Consider the following 20925-nt stretch of genomic DNA (forward strand, 5'->3'; position numbering starts at 1 on the left):
GCCCCGTACAGGACTCCTTTGTTCATCATTATTTTACTTCCGAATTTCCAGAATAGTGGCCAGTGCGCCCAGTTGGACAATCAAGCACCAATCGCGGTGCTGCACTAAGCAATATTACAGCTACAATGGAGCATAATACTGATGCTCCAATGAATGGGACACCATTGTAGAATAATGAATAAGCTAGAGCCGACTGACCTTCTGGTGCGTATTGTGCCCAAATCGTAACACCTGCAAGGAAATGCCAGAAGTAGCGGATAGCACTGCCTGTTAGTATGGCAGCAGCCATTACAAGGGAAGCGGCCCCTTTTTCCCCGTTTTTAAGCTTGGATTGTATTGTCGGCATAAAAAGACCAGCAAAACCAATACAGGCAAATGCTAGGAAATATTCAAGAATTACCTGCCAGAATGCTAGTGCCTGCAAGTCGCCTGTTACGATTTGCAATAATCCCCATAAAAAGCCGGCTGTTGCACTTGCTTTAAAGCCCCAGCGAAAAGCGATAATAAAAATCGGCACCATGGCAATCGAGATGGACCCGCTTGCACCAAGATGGATAGAAGGCAGCAAATCTAAAACTAATGCAATGGCTGCAAAAATAGCAATTTCAATTAAAACGACTAACCCCATTTTTTTCATAAAAAATCCCCCTTGTTATGTACGCATACCAAAGGGGAGTTGAAGTAGGATGGATTAACATGCTTTTTTCCGTATGAAAAAAAGTAAGTATACATTAAATACCTAGTAAAAAGTCTTCAGCCACGATCCCTACGCTAGTGTTAACTAACAGGTTCAAAGGGTCTGATCATTTAAGATCACTCTCAGCATACATGCTCCCCCTGTGGTTTGCTTTTATATTCAATTGTTCTTATTATAGCAGATTATCATTCAACCACAAAGATTCTTTTATTACTTTAAGGAGGCTTTGAATATATCTGTATGATTATCCGTGCTTCTTAATGCACATACATATTCATTGCTTCTCGGCATATAGCGGTAATCCTTTTGCCATTCTTCTTTATACATGATTATCTTCTTAAAGGCATGAACAATCGAGTAAGCTTCCTGATTCGTCAATGTCGGGTGAAGGGAGATTCTGATCCACCCTGGTTTATTAGTAAAGATTCCTTTTTGAACCTCCGCAACTATTTGCTTAGATTGTGCCTCGCTGATACCAAGTAAATAGTGACCATAAGGGCCGGCACACGAGCAACCGCCTCTTACCTGAATGCCAAACCGGTCATTTAGCAGCTTTGCTCCAAGGTCAAAATGGAGCCCATCACAAATCACGGAAATGATGCCATGGCGGTTTTTATTTTCCCCGTCCAGTATCGTTATTCCCGGTATTTTATTTAACTCTGTCATCATTAAAGCGATGAGCTCCTGTTCACGCTGCTGCATTTTCTCAACATTCATTTCTTCCTTTAGCTGAATGGCGAGAGCAGTCCGAATTGCCTGAAGAAAGCCTGGGGTTCCGCCGTCTTCCCTTTCTTCTATATCTTTTTTGTAAAGGACATCACCCCAGCCATTCGTAAAGTCAATCGTTCCTCCCCCTGGATGATCAGGTACTTTTGAATGAACAAGGCTTTTATTCATGATAAGAATGCCGCTTGTACCTGGGCCACCTAAAAACTTATGTGGTGAAAAACAAATAACATCAAGGGCTGCTTCTTTATCATCTGGATGCATATTTATCGTTTCATATGGAGCAGATGCCGAAAAATCAACAAGGCAAATGCCACCATATTGATGCATCAGCTTTGCAAGCCGGCGATAATCGGTCTTTCTACCAGTGACATTAGAGCATGCCGTAAACGCTCCAATTTTCATCGTTCTTTGCTTATGCGTCTCAAGCAATTCCTCTAAATGGCTGTAATCCACATCGCCATTGGCAGAAGGTCTTAACGTAACAACTTCTGCAGCTGTTTCAAGCCATGACAGATAATTAGAGTGATGCTCCATATGTGTCACAAAAACAATCGGTTTTTCACTAATGGTCAGTGTTCGTTTGTCCATATGTTTAATGCCGATTAATCTTTGAAATTTATTGATTACTCCTGTCATGCCAAAACCATCAAAAATAAGAATGTCCTCATCATTTGCATGTACATGTTTTTTGATAATGTTTTTTGCCTCATGATAGGCATTTGTTATATAGGTGCCCGTTATATTTGACTCTGTATGTGTATTTGCTACATAAGGACCAATTATGTCAACAAGGTTATCTTCGATTTTCCGATACAGTCTTCCACTCGCTGTCCAATCAGCATATAATAATTTCTGGGTTCCATAAACAGTAGGGTAGGCAAAATCATCTCCGATAATATGTTTCTTGAATGAGCTAAAGTGTGCTTCTAGCTCTGTTCCAATCACATATGTCGATTCTCCAATTTTAGCTCTAATCAACCTAAATCCACCCTCTCTCTCCCTTACTAACCTATGTTAAAATAAAGAAAGAAGTTAATCTAAAAACAGAAAAATTTTCAAAAAAAGAAAGAGGCTGAAAGCTTATGGCTATATTACCCGATTTTGCACATGCTTTCCTTGAAGATTTGCACGAAGCCGGACGCTCTAAATTGACACTTAAACAATATGAGTCAGACTTGAAGAAGTTTTTTTCCTGGCTTGAAGCAGAGCAGAAAAAAACGGATATGAACACGTTGAAGGCATTGAGAAAAGACGATATTCAGAAATATTTCGTTTATTTGCATAATAAAAAGCTTTCTCATGCGACAATTCGCCGGTTAGCAACCGTACTGAGCCGTTTTCTAAAATATCATCAATGTATTGCTGCACACGATATTCATAAGTTATCACATACAGCACCGCTCCGTTCCTTAACAAGCAATGATTTCATTGAGGGTGAGGAGTTCACTAAAATCATTTATACGATGAAGCTTCGGTACTCAGAAGCAACCGGAAAAAAAGCGGCTCGGAATTTTCTTGTAGAGCGCAATGCTGCCATCGCATCTCTTATCAGAGCATTCGGGTTAACACCGACGGAAGTGTATGCCATTACGATGGAGCATGTGAATCTTGCACAAGGAGAGCTTTCGATTCCGTTTGGGACAACGATGAAAAAGTTTGCTGTTGAAAAGCAAATAATGGAGGATATCAGGACGTACTTTTACTCGATTCCTGAGCTATTCCGCCCGAAATACCATTCTAAGGACCCACTCTTTGTCGCATTTAATAATGTGTCGCTTTCTTTTCAATATGACTACGACAGACAGAAGCCAAAAGCTTTGTCCGTTCGTGCCATTCAGGAAATGATAAAGGATGAAGTCAAGCGGGCAGGCTTGCGGAAAATATCAGCAGTGAACTTGCGTAATACAGCAATATTGGAGGAAATTCAGCAGGGCAAATCAGATGAATATATCATGGAGCGCTTTTCCCTTACAAGTGAAGCGGCATTGAGAAGATATAAACAATACTTGCTTGCGCTGGATGAGAAAGTCTCCTCCACATAATGAAAAGCAGATGGATGATTCCGTCTGCTTTTTAGTCAGGCAAAGTGTTGTACTCTTTTTTTATTAAAAAAAGCTTTTTTAAAAACAGTCTAACCCGCGGTAATTTATTCTTTTTCTCCCATTTACTTATCATTGTTAATACACTTGTTTTCATAGATGCATATGAGCCAATTGCGGAATAACCATAAAACCACCCCATAAACAAACCTGCTGTTAAACTATGTCTATGACTGAAAAAAACAGAAATGATTAGTCCTAAAATAAGTGCGGTTGTTGGTCTGTATTTTTTGGGTATATGAAAGATCCACTTTAGCAGCTGTGTCAGTACCATCACAATCGGCACTGCTGCCACGGCATCCCAGAAATTGGTCTGTATTGTCGGAAAATCCAGCATCGTTTTCCCCCTTAAGATAGATAGCCAATACCTTTAGTTTGCTGTTGATACTGGGAAATATGCGGATTAGGAGAATATAAAACAAAAAAGCCTTAAGTTACAAAACTTAAGACTCAAAAAAAATTATGAAGAACCGCCAACCGTAATCGTTACCTCAACTTGTTCATTTTCAGCTGGTTCGTTTGCCAGCAGCTTTAATAAATTATGAGCAGCCATAGAGCCCCATTCATAGCTTGAATAGCTGATGGTGCTTAATCTTGGCACCATATATTGCGCTAACTCAATATTATCAAAACCAACAAGAAACACATCTTTTCCTATTTCATATTCTTTATCTTGCAGATAACGATAAATTCCAACCGCCATTTCATCATTAAAGCAAAATATGGCAATTGGTTCCCTGTAGTTCGCAAAAATTTGTCTTGCCGCCTCTTCGCCCGAATCTTTTAAAAAATCACCTTGAACCTCAACCAGCTCCACATTCGGGAAAGACTGCAGTTCCTCCCTGACACCCTCCATTCGTTTTTTTGAATCATACGAACCTACAGGACCTGTGACCGCATACAGTTTATTTACCTTGTGTTCAGTAAGCTTTCTTACAGCTAATCTTGCACCAGTTATATTATCCAAAAGCACACCTTTAATATTTTCATGAACAAGCTCTCTGTCCAACACTACTATTTTATAGCTTTTGTCTGCATAATTAAGCAGCTCTTCATCTGTAAATGCTTGATCTAATATAATGCCGCCATCAATTACCTTTTCCAGCAAAAGCCGATGGGACTGAACACCAGAGCACGCAATTAATTCATACCCTTTTTCATTTAAAGCCTGACGCATTCCGCGAAGCAGCGGACCATAAAAATAGCCGCCATAATCAGCTAAAAAGACCCCGATGATTTTTGTTTGCTTCACCTTCAGCATTCTTGCCGCTGCATTTGGCACATATCCCAGCCGATCAGCAATTGCCAAAATCCGGCTTCTAGTCTCTTCCGTTACTTTTGGACTCCCATTAAGCGCATACGAAACAGTAGAAATAGAAACACCTGCTTCCTTTGCGATGTCCTTAATACCTGCCATTAAAGCTCCCTCCAAACCTTCATAAAAGTTGCTATGTGAAATATATCAATACTACCATTTTATCAAACTTATCCGGATAGTTCTTGTTGTGTGTAAAGTTATTTTGTACACAATGAAGGGAGCCAGGAAATCGTTTTGATTTCCTGGCTCCTCTGAGATTAACTGCAAACAGAAGTTAGTCATTTAAGTTAGTGTACATTTTTTTCAACGTAAATCCACCAGTCAAAACATCCTCACTGCTGCCGCCCACATAAATTTCAAACAAGCCCTCATCACTTGTAAAGCTCATATCTTGGTGATAATAACGCAGCTGTGCTTCTGTTAATTGGAATTGTATTTCCTTTGTTTCCTTTGGGTTTAGGCTTACTTTTTGGAAGTCTTTCAGTTCTTTGACTGGCCGGACTACATCACCTGTCATATCGCGAATATAGAGCTGGACGATTTCTTCTCCGGTGTAATTCCCTGTATTTGTTATGGTTACTGATACTTGAATTTGTTCGTCTGCGGTCATCGTATCGGAGGACAATCGCAAATTTTCATAGATGTAGTTTGTATAGCTAAGGCCAAACCCGAATGGAAGAAGCGGTTTATTTGGAATATCTAGATATTTGGATAAATAATGGTCTCTGCTTACACCGTCATAGGGACGACCAGTATTATAGGCATTATAGTATACGGGAATTTGCCCTGCTGTATGAGGAAAAGACATGGTCAGTTTTCCTGATGGATTCACTTTTCCAAACAGAATATTGGCAATGGCGCTTGCTCCTTCTGTACCTGGATACCATGCTTCAAGCACTGCATCAGCTTCATCCAATACACCGTGTAAATCAAGGGGACGGCCGTTGAACAGGATAACAGCAATTGGTTTGTTTATTGTTTTCATTTGTTTGATTAGATGCAGCTGTGCTTCTGGCAATGTAATATCTGCCCGGCTGCAGGCTTCACCGCTCATCGAGGCATATTCACCAACTGCAAGCACAATTACATCTGCTGCTTTTGCTGCTTCTATTGCTTCGGTAACTTGTTCATCAGTTATTGTCTCCACATGACTGCCTTGTGCGACTGTTACATTAGTTGTCAATGCTTGTAGTGCTTCATGAAGGTTAGCTGTATTGTCGACTTCTCCTTGCCAGGACCATGCTCCTAGAATGTCCGATGATTGTGCGAAGGGGCCAATCAGGGCAATATTCTGCTGTTTGTCCAATGGCAAAACGTTGTCGTTTTTTAAAAGAACACAGGATTTTTCTGCCAGTTCACAGGCAACTTCCCGGTTACTTTCGGAAAGAATCACCTCTTTTTCCTTTACAGCATCTGCTGCTCTGTAAGGATTTTCGAATAATCCAAGCTTTTCTTTTAGCTTTAAGATGCGCAGCACCGCTTCATCCAATAATGTCTCTGTTACTTTCCCGCTTTCAATCAAATTTTTCAGGCTGCGGATATAGCATGGTGTCATCATTTCAATATCAACACCGGCAAGGATTGCCTTGCGGGCCGCCTCTGCTTCATTACCTGCGACTCCATGAGGAATTAATTCTTTAACTGCGCCCCAATCTGATATCAACACACCATCAAAACCCCATTCCTTGCGAAGAAGATCTCTCATAAGCCACTTGTTGCCAGTAGCTGGAATTCCGTCTACGGTGTTAAAGGATGTCATCACCATTTCACAGCCTTCATCAAGCGCTGCTTTATACGCTGAAAGATAGGATTCGCGCAGCTGACGTTCAGACATGTTGACAGTGTTATAGTCACGGCCTCCTTCTGGTGCACCGTATGCAGCAAAATGCTTCACACATGCGGCAACTCTCATTTGGTCGACCGCAAGATCTTTACCTTGAAAGCCTCGCACAAAGGCTTTGGCAAATGCACTATTTAAATAGCTGTCTTCTCCAGTCGTTTCAAGCACGCGGCCCCAACGCGGATCGCGGACGAGATCGACCATTGGTGCAAAGGTGACATGAACACCAGCAACTGCTGCTTCACTAGCTGCAACCTCTGCACTTTTTTCTGCCAGCTCCATATCCCAGGAACAGCCTACCGCTAAAGGAATTGGAAAGATTGTTTTAAAGCCATGAACAATATCTGCCATGAATAAGAGTGGAATGCCATGACGATTTGTTTTTAAATGCTCCGCTTGAATTTTCCGCACCGTGTCTGCCCCTGAAACACCTAAAACAGATCCGCTGTTTTTCACAACAAACTCGCTGATGCCCATCTCTTCAAATGGTCCAGTAATTTCCCCGGCCAGTCCGTAATAAAAATTTCCGGACAGCTGCATTAATTGTGCGACCTTTTCTTCTAACGTCATGTTTTGAATTATTGACTTGAGATCAATCTGAGCCATATTCTGCCTCCCCTTTTTGTTTATCGAAACGTTTCACTAACAATTACAATTTGAATTATAAGCGTTTTCATTTCGAAGGTCAACTTAAAAAGCAAGGGGAGGACTTCATATTACAAATCAGCGACTATTCTTTGTAAATTCTGCAAACCAATTTCAACACTTATTAGCGGGGCTTGCGTAAATGCTTCTTGTTCAACAATCAGCCACTCTGTTCCATTCTCGTGCGCCTTCTCAACAATGCCCTTTATATTTAGACTACCATTGCCGATTTCTGTACTTTCCCGTTTACTAGAATCCATGTCCTTCACATGGATAAGCGGTGTTCTGCCTTTCCAATTATCCATATAATTGATCGCATTCACGCCTGCATACTCTAGCCAATAAGTGTCAAGCTCAGCATTTAAAAAGCTTGCTGGTACTGCCTCAAACAGCCTATCAAGGATAACCGTCCCTTCCTTGCTGACAAGCTCATGATTATGATTGTGATATAGCAGGGACAAACCAGCTGCTGCAATCTTAACACCTGCCTGCTGCAGCTTTTCTGCAAAGTCATCCCACTCATTGATTGTAGGAAAGCTTGCCCATGGGCAAACAATATATTTATTGCCAAGCTCTTGCTCAAATTTTATAACCTTGTCTGTCTCTTCCAATATTTCTTCCATACTGATATGGGAACCGGCAATTTTTAATCCTAGCTCCTTTAGCTTTGCTTTAATCTCATGTGCATTTTTTCCGTGATAACCGGCAAATTCCACTCCATCATAGCCCATCCTTGCCACTTTCTCCAATGTGTCAAAAAAATCCTTTTCAGCATCCTCTTTTACACTCCATAACTGTAGTGCGATTGGCAACGCCATACGTATCCACTCCTTTTTAGGATTTTATAAAGAAATTTGTGAAGCAATATTCGTTATCCTTTCATTTTATTCCTCCTCTCGTCTATATATTATCTATTAAATAATAGACAAAAGACAAAAGTTAAAGGAATATTCATGGTTTATTCATATTTTGCAATTATGATAGGCTATAAGAATCAATTTTATAGAGTATATAATGAGGGTGAATTGGATTTTGTGTAATAAAGAAGAATACATTAAATACTCACTTAGTGATTTGCTTATAAAAATTAATAATCTTCGTTCTGAGCTTTTGGAAACCGCGTCACGACAGGGCATAGATAGTGTCGAGGTATTAAAGAAAAGCGAAGAGCTTGATTCATATATCGTTAAATACCAACAGCTCAGAAGTAAACTCCCAAAAAACAAATAACACCCTCCTTGTACGATTGAAAAGGAGGATGTTATTTGTTTTATTGTTCAGTTGCGCCGTTTTCCTCCCAATATACTTCTGAGAAAACATCGGCAAATGCATCAATTGTTCTGTTCAGCTCTTCTTGATTATTGTCGACACCGCCGACTTCAAGCAGGATGGCTTTATCAGAGTAGTTTTGGTTGTAGATTCCATTTCCTGAATCCTGACTCTTTTCAAATACTCCTCTACTAATACCTGGATATTTTGCTGCAAGTTCCTTATGCAGTTTTTTAGCAAATGCCTGGTTCTTTTCATAGCCTTCATAGCCCTTACCAACAACAAAAACAACTTTTGCATATGATTTACCATTAATTGTGGAAGTTGTTTCCGCTTTACGTGCTGAGTCCCTATGGATATCAATTAAATAAGTAAGATCTTTATTTTCGGAGATTGCAGCTTCAACAACCTCACTCGATGCACTGTAGGAAGCCGTATATTTCCACTTACGGTCCAATAGCTTTTGGTTCATGTTTGTCTTATCATGCTGTACCCCAATTCCGTCTTTTTGGAGAAGGCTTGTCAGCTTCGAACCAAGGCTGACAACATTAACCCGCTCGTCCGCACTTATTGCATCATTAGGATTTTGCGCATTTTTTAACAACGGTAAATATGATTCTAAATTATGTGTTTGATAGATTAACACACGCTTGTCAGTGGAGGATTGATGTGTGTTATTGTCATCTGTTTTTGATGTATCATCAGTGATTTTTTCTTCATCGGCTTCCTTTGGATTTTTTAGGATTTCATCAGATGGAGTTGATTCATAAGGTAATTGAGCAATGGTTGTCCCTTCCTCTGCCACAATGATTTTTGTATGATAGAAGCTAAGCTGAGGGAGTTCTCTTCCTAATAATGTCCGTGTATCATCAAGTCTTATATTTGTAGCAACCTGAAAGAAAAGGTTTGATAACGAAATGGTGCTTCCTTCCTTTGGAAAATAATGATTTTCAAAGTTAAAAAGCTGGGAATAAAGGTTTGCCGCATCAACCTTTTCCAATGCCCCTCTTATGTAATCGGAGGAGAATTTTTGTGAAACAAATGAGGTTGTAGCACCAGAAATTAAGATAAATACAAGGATGACTCCCAGAATAGTAGTATAGATGAATTGGAAATAATATTTAAATTTAGATATTGGCATAGGTCGTCTCCTTTCTCTCTAAAATTTATATTCTTTTTAGTAGAGATTTAGAAGGACGAATTTTGATTAGGTTTATTTGTTTTTAATTGCCTATTTATTTTTAATAGAGATAATGAGTGCGTAAAATTAATTTGTTGTTTTGAAAAAAAGCATGCAAATTTACGATTGCATGCTTTTTTTGCTTTATTATTTGAACGAAAACAGCAGCTCTGCTTCGCAAATTAGTTCTCCGCGAACGGTTGCGATGCCTTTTGCCTTCGCGATCGTTTTTTTGACCTTTGTGACAAATACCTCCATACAGAGCTCATCACCAGGAAAAACGGATCTTTTTATTTTACAGTCTGTTATTTTCGCAAGAAGCGCCCACTTTCCTTCATGCTTCTTTTCACTGTGAATGGCAACTGCTGATACTTGCGCAATTGCTTCAATAATAAGAACACCCGGCAGGATTGGGCTTTCTGGGTTTGTTCCAGTGGCGAACGTGTCTTCCTTACTAATTTGTTTGACTCCTACTGCCATTTTCCCTGCTTTAAGCTCTAATATTTCATCAACAAGTGGCAGTGGATAGCGGTTTAGTATGTCTTTAACAATCGCTAAATCAATCATTGTTTTTGCCCAAATTCGTCGAGCCGTTTTTGAAGGCTTGCCATTGCAGCGGTCATTTCCTGTGTCAGCTCGGCAACATCCTTTCTTGTACCATCTTCCTTTTGCAATGAAATAGGGTCACCGAATATTACCCTGATTTTTTTCCCTTTCAGTAAACCCTTTACATCTGTCGGACCACTGAATGCTGCTGGGACAATCGGAACCTTTGCCAAATTAGCAATTGTCGCTGCCCCTCTTTTCAATGGTACGTCTTCAGATGTTCTTGTTCCGCTTGGAAAAATGCCGACAATTTTCTTTTCTTTAAGCAATTTAACAGGTGTTTTTATACTGCTTGGACCAGGATTTTCTCTGTCGACTGGAAATGCATTAATGCTTGTCAAAAACTTGCCTGCATTCGGTTTGGCAAACAGCTCTTTTTTTGCCATGAAGTGAATTTGGTTCGGCAGCATGGCAGTCCCAAGCGCCACAACATCTACCCAGCCAATATGCGAGCAAGCCACAACATAACCGGTATCCTTTGGTAGCTTGTCTTTATGTATTGCTACACTGCGTCCGAATATTTTCAAAACGATATTGGCAAAGTTACTTGTAAATGTATACATATTAAAACTCCTTTATGTAAATTAAAACGTATCATCTATATTAGTTCTATATTATTATACCATCTGCTCTTAGTACTAGATACTATCTTTTTCTATACGATTAATTATATACTATCCAATCAAAAAAGAGTAGTGTCATCTATACACAAAGGAAGGAGCTTCTAGCGTTAGAAGCTCCTTTTCATTATTTCAGCTCATCTTCAGTGATGAACTTATCTTTAATAACGGTTTCGTCTATATTGCTTTTGGTGACTGCAACTGGATCAAGGAGAATGGATGGAACATCGATTTTCCCATTGTTGACTGTAGCCGTTGTATCGATTTTTTCGTTTTTACCAGCTTTCATGGCAATGGCTGCTGCATCTTCTGCTATCACCTGAATTGGTTTATAGACTGTCATTGTTTGGCTCCCAGCAAGAATGCGTTTTAGGCCAGTGATTTCGGCATCTTGCCCTGAAACAGGAATTGTTTTCCCAATTGCCTGCAAAGCATTGATAACACCGCCAGCAGTCCCGTCGTTTGCGGCGATAACTGCTTGAATATCATTGTTATTTTCCTTTAACGCCTGCTTCATATTAGTCTCTGCTATTTCAGGCTGCCACTCATCTGTATATTTATCAAACACGAGCTTTATGTCGTCTTTATCTATATAAGGCTGCAATACTTCCATTGCCCCTTCTCGAAAGAGCACAGCATTATTGTCTGTTTCAGCTCCACCAATGTAGGCAAAATTACCTTTCTTTTGCTTTTTGAGTATTTCCTGTGCCTGCAATTGTCCAACCTTTTTATTATCATAGGAAATATAGTAATCCACATCTGCATTCTTAATCAGCCTGTCATAAGAAACGACTTTCACATTTGCTTTATGCGCTTTGTCAACAATTTCAGCAGAAACCTCTGCATTATGCGGGACTACGACTAATACGTCGACACCTTCTGCAATAAGCAGCTCTGCTTGTTTGATTTGCACACTATCCACGCCATTAGCAGCAAGTGTTTTCACTTCACCACCAAGCTCCAGCACTTTTTTCTCAAATGCTTCCTTGTCTTTGTACCAGCGATCCTCTTGCAGTGTGTCTAATGAAAAGCCTACATAGACCTTGCTGTCATCTTGAGCAAGCTTCATTTTTGGTTGTGAATTTTCGGTTGTAGTTTGGGAGCAGGCGGCCAAAAACGTCATGGCCATGACACACGCTCCCGCCATGAGCTTTCTCTGCAGTGACTTACGCATGTCCCTTCCCCTCCTTATCAAGTTCAAATTTTTGAATCATGCTGTTCATATTATCGACCATTTGCGTAATTTCCCTGAAGTTTGCTGAAATACTTGTCATCATGTCATTTTGTTGCATCATCGAAGCAGAAACCTCTTCAAAGGATGCTGCTGATTCCTCAGATACTGCGGCAATTTGCTCAACAGACGCACTAATACCATTGCCCGTCTTTGTAAATTCCTTAATGATTTCCGAAATGTTCAGCGATTTCTCTGTCAGATTAGTAATTCCATCCATAATGGCATTAAAGGTGCTTTCTGTCATCTTAATTTGTTCAGCGCCCTTATTCACTTCCTCATAGCCCTTTTCTAGCTGTGTTAGTGATTCAATACTATTTTCTCTAATTGCAGTGACTAATCCGGTTATATCTGTTATCGAATCAGATGTTTGCACAGCTAATTTACGCACTTCTTCTGCAACAACAGAAAAGCCTTTACCTGCCTCGCCTGCTCTGGCCGCTTCGATTGAAGCATTCAACGATAGCAAATTCGTCTGGTCAGCAATCGACTTAATAAAGGTCACAAGCTTCGTGATATTTGCCGTATTACCTTCCAACTCTTTCATTTTTTCCACACTGCTTGTTACAACTGTATTAATGGTGTGCATCTGCTCTAAAGACTTATTCATAAGTCTTGAGCCCTCTTTGCTAGAAGCAGTGACAATGGCTGAAGTTTTCACCAATTCATTCGCATTTTCATCTGCTATAGAAATTTGCTGGTTAAAGTCCTGCATGTTGACAGCAATCGTTGATGAAGCATCTGCCTGTACATTTACTCCTTCAACTAACTCTTGAACAGTCATTGAAATCGTATCAATCGTAGTACTGACTTCAGCCGCTGCCTCAGATACCTCTAAACTTCTTGAATCAAGATTTGTAGACATGGATGAAATACCATAAATCGTCTCTTTCAAGCTTTGACCCATTTTATTAATAGATTTGGACATTACTCCAATTTCATCTGTGGAACTTTCATCAAGCAGTGACACATCCAATTTCCCATTAGCTATGGAATCGCTTACCTCTATAACATGCTTTAACTTCCCTTGTATTCTTTTAGAGATAATAATTAAGATAGCACTTGAAATGGCAATTGTCACAATTGTTAAGATACCGACTAAAAAGCTTGTTCTAGTTACATATGACTTAGATTCAGCCAGTGAGTGCTGATTTTCCGCGGAAACAAGTTTATTAAGCTGTTCGCCTTCTTCGGTTACCTTCCCTTTTAAGTCACTAATTTGCTTTTCAAGTTCTTTATAAGAAGTTGTATTAAAATCCTTAACATTTGGTACGACAGAATTAAAGAAAATTTCATCAATTTCTTGATTGTTGGCAATAAGCTTTAAATATATTTGTTTAGCTTCCTTGCCTTCGATATTTTTTTCTACTTTTAAAGCAGTCAAAGTGAATTTTTTACTTAATTCTAAGTATTCATCAAGCTTTTCATCATTAGCATCAAGGAAATACAAAGGTATTTGCGTATTTTTCTCTTGAAAAAGCGCTACTAATTCCATTGTATTAATGCTTAATTCATTTTTGCTGCTTATTTCATTCATATTACTGGACATTTTGTTTAAGGATACATACGTGATTCCGATAGAAGTTAAAAATAAGACAAGCGTCAGCAAGAACACTATTCCATATTTGTAACCAATCCTTAAATTTTTGAACTTAAATTTTTCTGTCAAAAGAGTCCCTCCTATCTCTAGGAGTAATATCGACAGCAATAAACAATTGTTGAATAGCATTTTGCAATATTTTTTAATTAAAAAAATCACTAGAAAATAAAAAAGGATTCTCGTAAAGGAATCCTTCGTACATCTAAGTTTTCGTGTTTCCGACGTCTTTATTTCAGGTAATGCAAATTAACAAAAAACTCACAACATTTGTTTATTCAACCAGTTCACTGTTTTTCCAATAAGCTCTTTATAGTGGGCGGAGGAAGAAAAGGTATGCTCGCCTTGTTCGACGATAAATGCTTCCACACTTCCCACTGTTCTTTGTTCATATTTATGTTTATATTCAAAAAGATAATCATGGGGGATATCAGAATCACCATTGCCATGGAGAATCAGAACGTCTCCTTTGAAGCTTGCGCATTCCTTTAGCGGATGATATTCCTTCATCGATTGAAAGAAATATTCAGAAAGAGGATATCCATAAAAATCTACTGTCTCATAGTCTTTTAAACTTTCAACTTCACTGTTGCCCACTATATTTGCTAAATCCTTATATGGGCTTCCAACAGCGGCCCATTGGATGAGTTTCTTTACCCTGTCATCCCTGTTTGCTTGAAGCAATGTCACTGCTCCACCTAAGCTGTGCCCAAGCAGAATAATCTTATCTGTCTCTTCCTGCCTGCAAGCATAATCTATAAGTGTTTTAGTTTGTGCAATAAGATCGCATAATCCAAAGCTGCCATACTCTCCAGTGCTTTCACCGCAGCCAGCATAATCAAAGCGATACACAGTATAGCCATTTTTCACAAGCTCTGATGCTGATTTCACAAAGAGTCTGTCAACACCAATTCGGCTTCCAATTAAGCCATGGCATATAAGCACAACATGCCCGTTTTTTTTGATTCCGTTTACTGGATAATCAATGGAGAGGGCAAGCTCCTCCTTTTTCCACATAAGCCTTTGGTGTACAGTCATTCGTCTACCTCCACAATCCCCTTAAATAAACTTTTCTTACAGGTTTACTTGGTTTTAAAAAATCGATTTCTTATTCCCTCTATTATAGGGGGAAACGTGTTTTTTTGTCAAAAGGAAATAAAAAAACTGACATAACTTTTCCTGTATGAAATAATAAATACAAAGTCTTTCTACTTAGGAGGAATTATGCAGTATTATACTGACTATCACCATCACTCCAATCATTCCTTTGATTCAAAGGCTGATATGGAGGAAATTTGTAAAAGCGCTATTAACAATGGAGTCCAAGAAATTTGTTTTACAGAGCATTTCTCCGTAAATCCAAATGCACCAACATATGGGCATATGGTTTGGGATAAATATCTCCTTGATATAAAGAAATGTCAGGATATTTTCAAAGACAAGCTTATGATCAAGGTAGGCATTGAATTATGTGAGCCCCATTTGCTAAAAGGTATTTATCAAAAGGAATTAAAACCGATTCCCTTAGACTTCATCTTAGGCTCTGTTCATAACTTAGGCGGCACTACGTTAAGAAGATATATGAATGCTAATCCTGATAAAGATATTTACGAGGATTACTTTCTAGAGCTAAGAAAAATGGTGCAAGCAGCAGACATCGACATTATTGCCCATTTTGACTTAATGAAGCGCTATGCTTTTTCCCCAAGGGGTTTATATGATTTTGACAAGCATAAGGATTTAATTGCCGATATACTGACAATCGCAATAAGCAGAGACATTGGCCTGGAGATCAATACTTCTGGATGGCGTACAAGTGTAGAGTTATCGATGCCTTCTCATTACATTTTAGGACTTTATAAGGAACTAGGCGGAAAGCTGCTTACGATTGGTTCCGACTCCCATCATGCTGAAACAGCAGGCGCAGGTTTTCAGCAAGCAATAGACTTGGCAAAGTCATGCGGATTCACCCATCTTTATACCTACTCCAAACGCCAACCAACCGCATATAGAATAGGCTAATAAAGAGGCTGGGACAAAACAAAAGATAACCTTTCTAAACACGAATAATAAAATTAAATCCATATTTGAATAATGAAGCTTGTGACAAAATAGAATATGGAGTTAAAATTAGTTCGTTTCATTGCGCTAAAATTTCTAATTATTGTATTTAAAAAAACAAAAACAAGAAACCGAACTATCCAATCGAGATTAGAATGGATAGTTCGGTTTTTATACTGATTCATATACTTATTTCCCAGCCTCTTTTTTCGCTTATAGATAAGAAACAATCAATTCACTGTTTCCTTCCACTTCAAAGCTGCCAAATCCGCTAGGTAGTAAGAAATGATCTCCTTTTTTGAAAGGATAGCTAGCTGAATCCTTTTTAATGCTTCCTTCGCCTTCAATAACACTGCATAGAAGAAACGGCTTTGTTTGTGTATTTATGCTAGTGCCTTGAATGTCCCATTTTTCTACTGTGAAATAGTCACACTCGATAAAGGTAGTTACCGTTAAATCGCCATTTGATTCCACTTTGACATCAAAGGAATCGGCTTTGTGAGGAACTGTCGTCACATCAACAGATTGTTTCACATGCAGTTCTCTCGTATTCCCTTTATCATCTTTTCGGTCATAATCATAAACACGATATGTTGTATCCGAATTTTGCTGTGTTTCCAGGATGATAATCCCTTCTCCAATAGCATGGATTGTCCCGCTTGGCACAAAGAAAAAATCACCTTTTTGCACAGGAACTTTATTCAATAACTCTGTCCATTTATTTTCACGGATCATGCTTTCCAGCTCTTCTTTTGTTTGGGCATGGTGACCAAAAATAATTTCAGCACCCTCCTTACAATCGACAATATACCAGCATTCCGTTTTTCCTAATTCGCCATTTTCATGAACGTTAGCATATTCATCATTTGGATGAACCTGCACAGATAAATCTTGATTAGCATCCAATAATTTAGTTAGCAAAGGAAAACGATCTCCTTTAGCATGACCAAACAGCTCTTTGTTATTTTCCCATAATTCGCCTAATATTTTTCCTGCGAACTTGCCGTTTTTAACGACGCTTTGTCCGTTCGGATGAGCAGAAAATGCCCAGCATTCACCTGTCGTTTCAGAAGGAATCTCGTATCCAAAGCTGCGCAGCTCTGTCCCTCCCCAAATACGGTCCATAAAAATAGGATTAAAAAATAAAGGTTCAAAATTCATATTAGGTTAGAACTCCTTTAAATGTTTGTTTACCAAATTAATTCTACCATATAATGGAGCGATTTCTATCTATTTTCAAAATAAGAAAACAAAAAAGACAGGATTAGCCTCCTGCCATTTTGAAAACCTTATTTTCTTTACTATGTTTACTCTTTATTTCATTTTTTATAGCAGCAGGATATTTATGGAAGCGCCGCAGAAGCTTCTCCTTTTGCTCATCTGTTGAATTCTTACAGTTGATTGCCGTGCGAACAGCAAGCTTCAGTGTATATTTCTCCCAATCCTCATTCGAAAGAATGGCACTTTTCTCCAAACTTGCAGACAACGACTTCTGAGCGACAAGCTCCGCAAGTTCCTGCTGTCTAACGATTCCGAATACAGAACGGAAAAGCTTCTGTGCAAAAGCTGCCATATACACTTCGTTTATGTAATTATCAGCCATTGCACATCCACTCTCCTTCTGCTTCGGTTAATTTTTCAGTTTTTGTTTAACACTGTCTGGTAAGTCATCTTCAGAGATGAAATTGACTTCCGTTTCTAGCTGATATTTACCCTTTGTTAAAACGGCATATTTTTCATTTGAATATACATACTTTGATAGAATTTCGCTTTGCTGCTCTTTACTCCTTACTTCTTCCTTGTTTCGAAGCTTGCTTATTTTATTGTCAATTTCTTCATTAAAATATGCACCTGTATAATCAAGACCTATATCCTCTGATTTTACGATGTACATTTTATCTACATATTCAGAATCAACGGCAAAAATATTTTGGAATCCTCGTTCATTGAGCCAATCAACCGTTTTCCTATCATTTACTGAAATGGAGTTATAATATTCGGTCGTTTCATTTTTTTTATCTACACTTATACTAGCTGAAAGATTATATTCATTGGTCATTTGATCAAAGGACTCGTTTCGTTTATCCTCCATTAAGGTTTTAAGAAAGTTCTTCAGTTCTTTTTCGTCATTTATTTTCAAAGTTTTACCATATGGCATGTCGACTGTAACTTTTATAATATTATCCTGTGTATCCAAATCATATAATTGCTCCTTATATTCCTTGGATTCATAAATTGGTTTTAGTAATTTTTTATATTCCTCTCTCATCATTGTATAAAATCTTGTTACTTTTCTGTTGTTGAGTTCGTATTCAATTGTCAGCTTCTTCAGACTATCATCATAGTAATCTTGATCGTATGTTTTACCTGCCTTAATTAATTCCTTATGCATTAATGCTACAAGCTTTTTATTTTCTTCAGTAGTTAATCCCTTTATTTTTTTGTCTGAATAATTATTGGACTCTACTAATCTCACACCTTTAATGTCTTCCACCTCTGGCACAAATTTTTCATATTTGCTGTTAAGAAATGGTGCTGCAACAGCTACAACGATTGCTGCAAGCAGAAAGAACACATAACCTTTTAAGCGGTTAAACACCCGCCATGATTTCATAAGGAACATTTCTCCAACTAAATATCCAATAAATGAGCCGATTAACAGTCCAAAGAGATGATATGGCAGACCTTGATTTATCAGTTGAAAATACAAACCAAACAGAAGCATAAAACAAATTGTTACAGTGTATTTAAACAATCCGCCTAAATTACTAACTGTCAATGTTTGATAAACTGTTTCTACATTCCGCTTTTTATATAGAAGCAATGCTGCTACATAAAGAATTACACATACCAAAATATAGGACGTAAATACCTTCACTGCCGAGTAATCACTGTAAATGATGACAGGAGCCAATATTGGCGATAAATATATTAGTTTATCAGATATGTATTTGTCGATAGGAAATCCGTGGACATAGTTGCTGAAGTTATAAAAAACCATATAGATAATTCCTGCTGGAAAAAGAAGCAGCAATACGGTAAATACACCTTGTGTTATCGAAAGTCCTGTCAGCATGCCGACAAATATACATGTAAAATACACAATTGCTGTAAATATGATAAATATGCCAATCCAGCTGAATATTTTTGCAAATGAAATGAACTGATGCAAATCCATAATCCAATATGCAGCCATGATAACGATGGCGTTTAAAATAATTGGTACGATTAACACAAGAAAGCCATTCCATGTAAAAAAGTGAAACAGGAAGCTTCTGCTTACTGGTAAACTATGAATCAAGTCACTGTATGCTTTACTTTGAATATATCGAAACAGGAAGATCCCTAGCAGGAGAGGAATAATGATCATTATCCCAGCTTGAACAAGGATATTAATATCAAAAATCTCCGAATATACTTGATCTCCCTCCCACCGTCTATAATCCTTTTTATCCATTAAAATCAAATGCATCGGTACAGCAAAAAAGAGTGCTAAAAAGGAGATAATACCTAACCAGCCAACGTTGCGAAAGATTAATAAGGATAATTGCTTATAATAAAAGATTTTCTTTAATGGCATAGTCCAATTCCTCCATTTGGTAAATAAATATCTCTTCTAATGTGAGTGCCAAGATATCTAGTAATAAAGGGTTAAACTGGTCGATTTGCTTGATGATATCGTCTTTTTCACCTTTTACGATGAACATGCTGACACTGCCACGCTGTTCGAAATGGACCATACTTAAGCTTTTTTTCAATTGTTCGATGGTGTTTGCTTCAGGGAAAGCAACTTGGATTTTATGAAAATCGAGCTTTATTTCATCAATATCATTTTCAATCAAGCATTTTCCTTTATGGATAATACTTATATGATCACATAAATCCTCTACTTCTGAGAGATTATGGGAGGAAATGATAACAGTCATTTCCCTTTCTGCAACCTGCTGCACAATGAGCTTCTTCACATTGGAGCGGATCACCGGGTCAAGCCCGTCAAACGGTTCATCTAATATTAAGTATTCTGGCTCTGTTGCAAATGCTAGCCAAAACGCGATTTGCCTTTGCACACCTTTAGAAAAGTGATGGATTTTTTTATTTTCGTTAATATCAAGCTGTTTGCCTATTTTTTTAAACAGTTCTCCATTCCAACTCGGGTAAAGCTCCTTATAGAATAGAGCCATTTGTTTAGTCGTGTAATGAGGCAAAAAGGAGGGATAATCAGCAATAAAAAACATTCTGCTTTTTAATTTCGAATTTTCAAAAACAGCTTGTTCTTCAACTGTAACTGTCCCTTCATTTTGTTTATAAATACCTGCGAGTAATTTTAAGATGGTTGTTTTTCCAGCACCATTGGAGCCAAGCAGGCCATAGATACTTCCTTTTTGTATGTTCAAGCTCATTTTGTCGAGAATAACATCCTTATTCATTCGTTTCACGACTTGTTTCAATTGAATCATAGGCCTAACACCTCCATTAATTTATCTGCTTTTTAATATGCAAAAGTAATTCCTCTGGCGATACGCCTAAGTACAGTGCTTCCTTTATTGCTTTATCCAGTTTTGCAAGTGCCTCGACTTTCTTACTGTCATCTTGAATAAATTCAGAAGCCTTAACATAACTGCCTTTTCCTTTAACAGAATAGATATAGCCTTTTACTTCAAGCTCTCGATACGCTTTTTGGATTGTATTAGGATTGATTGTCACCTGTGTTGCAAGTGTGCGAACAGACGGAAGCTGTTCATCTGCCTTCAATACTCCTGTGACAATCAGCTCGACGAATTTTTCTACAAGCTGTTCGTAGATAGGTGTCCTGCTTCTAATATCCAGTTCAAACATATCCAGCCCCCCATCTGTACTAAGTGTACTATTATGCGTAGTACAGTTATTATAATCTATAATTCAACCGAAAAAAAGTACCAAAATGAATTTTTTTCCTTTTTTACCAAAATGGTTATTACCTATTTTCTTAAGCCTCCTATTTACTTAGAATAGCATCTTAAATAGTTTTCAAATTCTCCATACAGGAACACAGC

19 protein-coding genes, 1 pseudogene and 1 riboswitch are annotated in these 20925 nt (G+C 38.3%); of the genes and pseudogenes, 3 read left to right on the forward strand and 17 right to left on the reverse strand.

Features of this window, described 5'->3' with window-relative positions; all coding sequences use genetic code 11:
• Positions 1 to 28: 28 nt before the first annotated feature.
• Both thiT and EM808_RS22625 read right to left on the reverse strand, forming a co-directional pair.
• Positions 29 to 637 (reverse strand): energy-coupled thiamine transporter ThiT, encoded by a 609-nt coding sequence (gene thiT / locus EM808_RS22620; protein WP_127741048.1) that lies wholly within the window; start codon positions 635 to 637, stop codon positions 29 to 31.
• A 108-nt stretch (positions 638 to 745) separates the two neighbouring features.
• Positions 746 to 848, reverse strand: a riboswitch (TPP riboswitch).
• A 59-nt stretch (positions 849 to 907) separates the two neighbouring features.
• A complete protein-coding gene (locus tag EM808_RS22625; protein ID WP_127741050.1) occupies positions 908 to 2404 on the reverse strand; it encodes an aminotransferase class V-fold PLP-dependent enzyme in 1497 nt (498 codons plus the stop codon).
• Between the two features lie 104 nt (positions 2405 to 2508).
• Between EM808_RS22625 and EM808_RS22630 the strand changes: the two genes are divergently transcribed.
• On the forward strand, positions 2509 to 3468 hold the full coding sequence (locus EM808_RS22630; RefSeq protein ID WP_127741052.1) for a tyrosine-type recombinase/integrase: 960 nt from the start codon (positions 2509 to 2511) through the stop codon (positions 3466 to 3468).
• A gap of 133 nt (positions 3469 to 3601) precedes the next feature.
• Here EM808_RS22630 and EM808_RS22635 read toward each other — a convergent pair.
• The 4 genes and pseudogenes from EM808_RS22635 to EM808_RS22650 form a co-directional block, all read right to left on the reverse strand.
• Positions 3602 to 3859, reverse strand: a pseudogene (locus EM808_RS22635) (hypothetical protein); the annotation flags it as partial.
• A gap of 126 nt (positions 3860 to 3985) precedes the next feature.
• Positions 3986 to 4942, reverse strand: a complete 957-nt coding sequence (locus tag EM808_RS22640) for a LacI family DNA-binding transcriptional regulator (protein ID WP_127741054.1) — start codon at positions 4940 to 4942, stop codon at positions 3986 to 3988.
• Positions 4943 to 5117: 175 nt separating this feature from the next.
• Positions 5118 to 7289, reverse strand: a complete 2172-nt coding sequence (gene bglX / locus EM808_RS22645; protein ID WP_127741056.1) for a beta-glucosidase BglX — start codon at positions 7287 to 7289, stop codon at positions 5118 to 5120.
• Between the two features lie 110 nt (positions 7290 to 7399).
• On the reverse strand, positions 7400 to 8146 hold the full coding sequence (locus tag EM808_RS22650; protein ID WP_127741058.1) for a sugar phosphate isomerase/epimerase family protein: 747 nt from the start codon (positions 8144 to 8146) through the stop codon (positions 7400 to 7402).
• Positions 8147 to 8360: 214 nt separating this feature from the next.
• Here EM808_RS22650 and EM808_RS22655 point away from each other — a divergent pair, with 214 nt between their 5' ends.
• Positions 8361 to 8558: an aspartyl-phosphate phosphatase Spo0E family protein gene (locus EM808_RS22655; RefSeq protein ID WP_235856692.1), complete on the forward strand. Its 198-nt coding sequence runs from the start codon at positions 8361 to 8363 to the stop codon at positions 8556 to 8558.
• A 40-nt stretch (positions 8559 to 8598) separates the two neighbouring features.
• Here the strand turns inward: EM808_RS22655 and spoIIP are convergent, their stop codons facing one another.
• The 6 genes from spoIIP to EM808_RS22685 all read right to left on the reverse strand — a co-directional run bounded on the left by spoIIP (position 8599) and on the right by EM808_RS22685 (position 14869).
• Positions 8599 to 9738, reverse strand: a complete 1140-nt coding sequence (spoIIP, locus tag EM808_RS22660) for a stage II sporulation protein P (protein WP_127741062.1) — start codon at positions 9736 to 9738, stop codon at positions 8599 to 8601.
• A 186-nt stretch (positions 9739 to 9924) separates the two neighbouring features.
• Complete coding sequence (gene fabZ / locus EM808_RS22665) at positions 9925 to 10344, reverse strand: 3-hydroxyacyl-ACP dehydratase FabZ (RefSeq protein ID WP_235856693.1); 420 nt, start codon at positions 10342 to 10344, stop codon at positions 9925 to 9927.
• Positions 10341 to 10946 carry a lysophospholipid acyltransferase family protein gene (locus EM808_RS22670; protein WP_127741064.1) on the reverse strand — a complete coding sequence of 202 codons (606 nt, stop codon included), beginning with the start codon at positions 10944 to 10946 and terminating at the stop codon, positions 10341 to 10343. Before EM808_RS22670 ends, fabZ begins: the two co-directional genes overlap by 4 nt.
• 184 nt (positions 10947 to 11130) lie before the next feature.
• Positions 11131 to 12177, reverse strand: a complete 1047-nt coding sequence (locus EM808_RS22675) for a sugar ABC transporter substrate-binding protein (RefSeq protein WP_127741066.1) — start codon at positions 12175 to 12177, stop codon at positions 11131 to 11133.
• Positions 12170 to 13903: a methyl-accepting chemotaxis protein gene (locus tag EM808_RS22680; RefSeq protein ID WP_164849750.1), complete on the reverse strand. Its 1734-nt coding sequence runs from the start codon at positions 13901 to 13903 to the stop codon at positions 12170 to 12172. Before EM808_RS22680 ends, EM808_RS22675 begins: the two co-directional genes overlap by 8 nt.
• 189 nt (positions 13904 to 14092) lie before the next feature.
• Positions 14093 to 14869, reverse strand: a complete 777-nt coding sequence (locus EM808_RS22685; RefSeq protein WP_127741070.1) for an alpha/beta hydrolase family protein — start codon at positions 14867 to 14869, stop codon at positions 14093 to 14095.
• A 186-nt stretch (positions 14870 to 15055) separates the two neighbouring features.
• Between EM808_RS22685 and EM808_RS22690 the strand changes: the two genes are divergently transcribed.
• Positions 15056 to 15853 carry a histidinol-phosphatase HisJ family protein gene (locus tag EM808_RS22690; protein WP_127741072.1) on the forward strand — a complete coding sequence of 266 codons (798 nt, stop codon included), beginning with the start codon at positions 15056 to 15058 and terminating at the stop codon, positions 15851 to 15853.
• Between the two features lie 252 nt (positions 15854 to 16105).
• Here EM808_RS22690 and manA read toward each other — a convergent pair whose 3' ends face one another.
• The 5 genes from manA to EM808_RS22715 all read right to left on the reverse strand — a co-directional run bounded on the left by manA (position 16106) and on the right by EM808_RS22715 (position 20728).
• Complete coding sequence (gene manA / locus EM808_RS22695) at positions 16106 to 17053, reverse strand: mannose-6-phosphate isomerase, class I (protein ID WP_127741074.1); 948 nt, start codon at positions 17051 to 17053, stop codon at positions 16106 to 16108.
• Positions 17054 to 17156: 103 nt separating this feature from the next.
• Positions 17157 to 17495, reverse strand: a complete 339-nt coding sequence (locus EM808_RS22700; protein ID WP_127741076.1) for a hypothetical protein — start codon at positions 17493 to 17495, stop codon at positions 17157 to 17159.
• A 27-nt stretch (positions 17496 to 17522) separates the two neighbouring features.
• Entirely contained in the window at positions 17523 to 19472 is a 1950-nt protein-coding gene (locus tag EM808_RS22705) for a hypothetical protein (protein WP_127741078.1), read from the reverse strand.
• Positions 19444 to 20349, reverse strand: coding sequence for an ABC transporter ATP-binding protein (locus EM808_RS22710; RefSeq protein ID WP_127741080.1), 906 nt, complete (start codon positions 20347 to 20349; stop codon positions 19444 to 19446). Before EM808_RS22710 ends, EM808_RS22705 begins: the two co-directional genes overlap by 29 nt.
• A gap of 16 nt (positions 20350 to 20365) precedes the next feature.
• Complete coding sequence (locus EM808_RS22715; RefSeq protein ID WP_127741082.1) at positions 20366 to 20728, reverse strand: GntR family transcriptional regulator; 363 nt, start codon at positions 20726 to 20728, stop codon at positions 20366 to 20368.
• Between the last annotated feature and the right edge of the window lie 197 nt (positions 20729 to 20925).

Source organism: Niallia taxi (assembly GCF_004005475.1).
Classification (GTDB): domain Bacteria; phylum Bacillota; class Bacilli; order Bacillales; family Cytobacillaceae; genus Niallia; species Niallia taxi.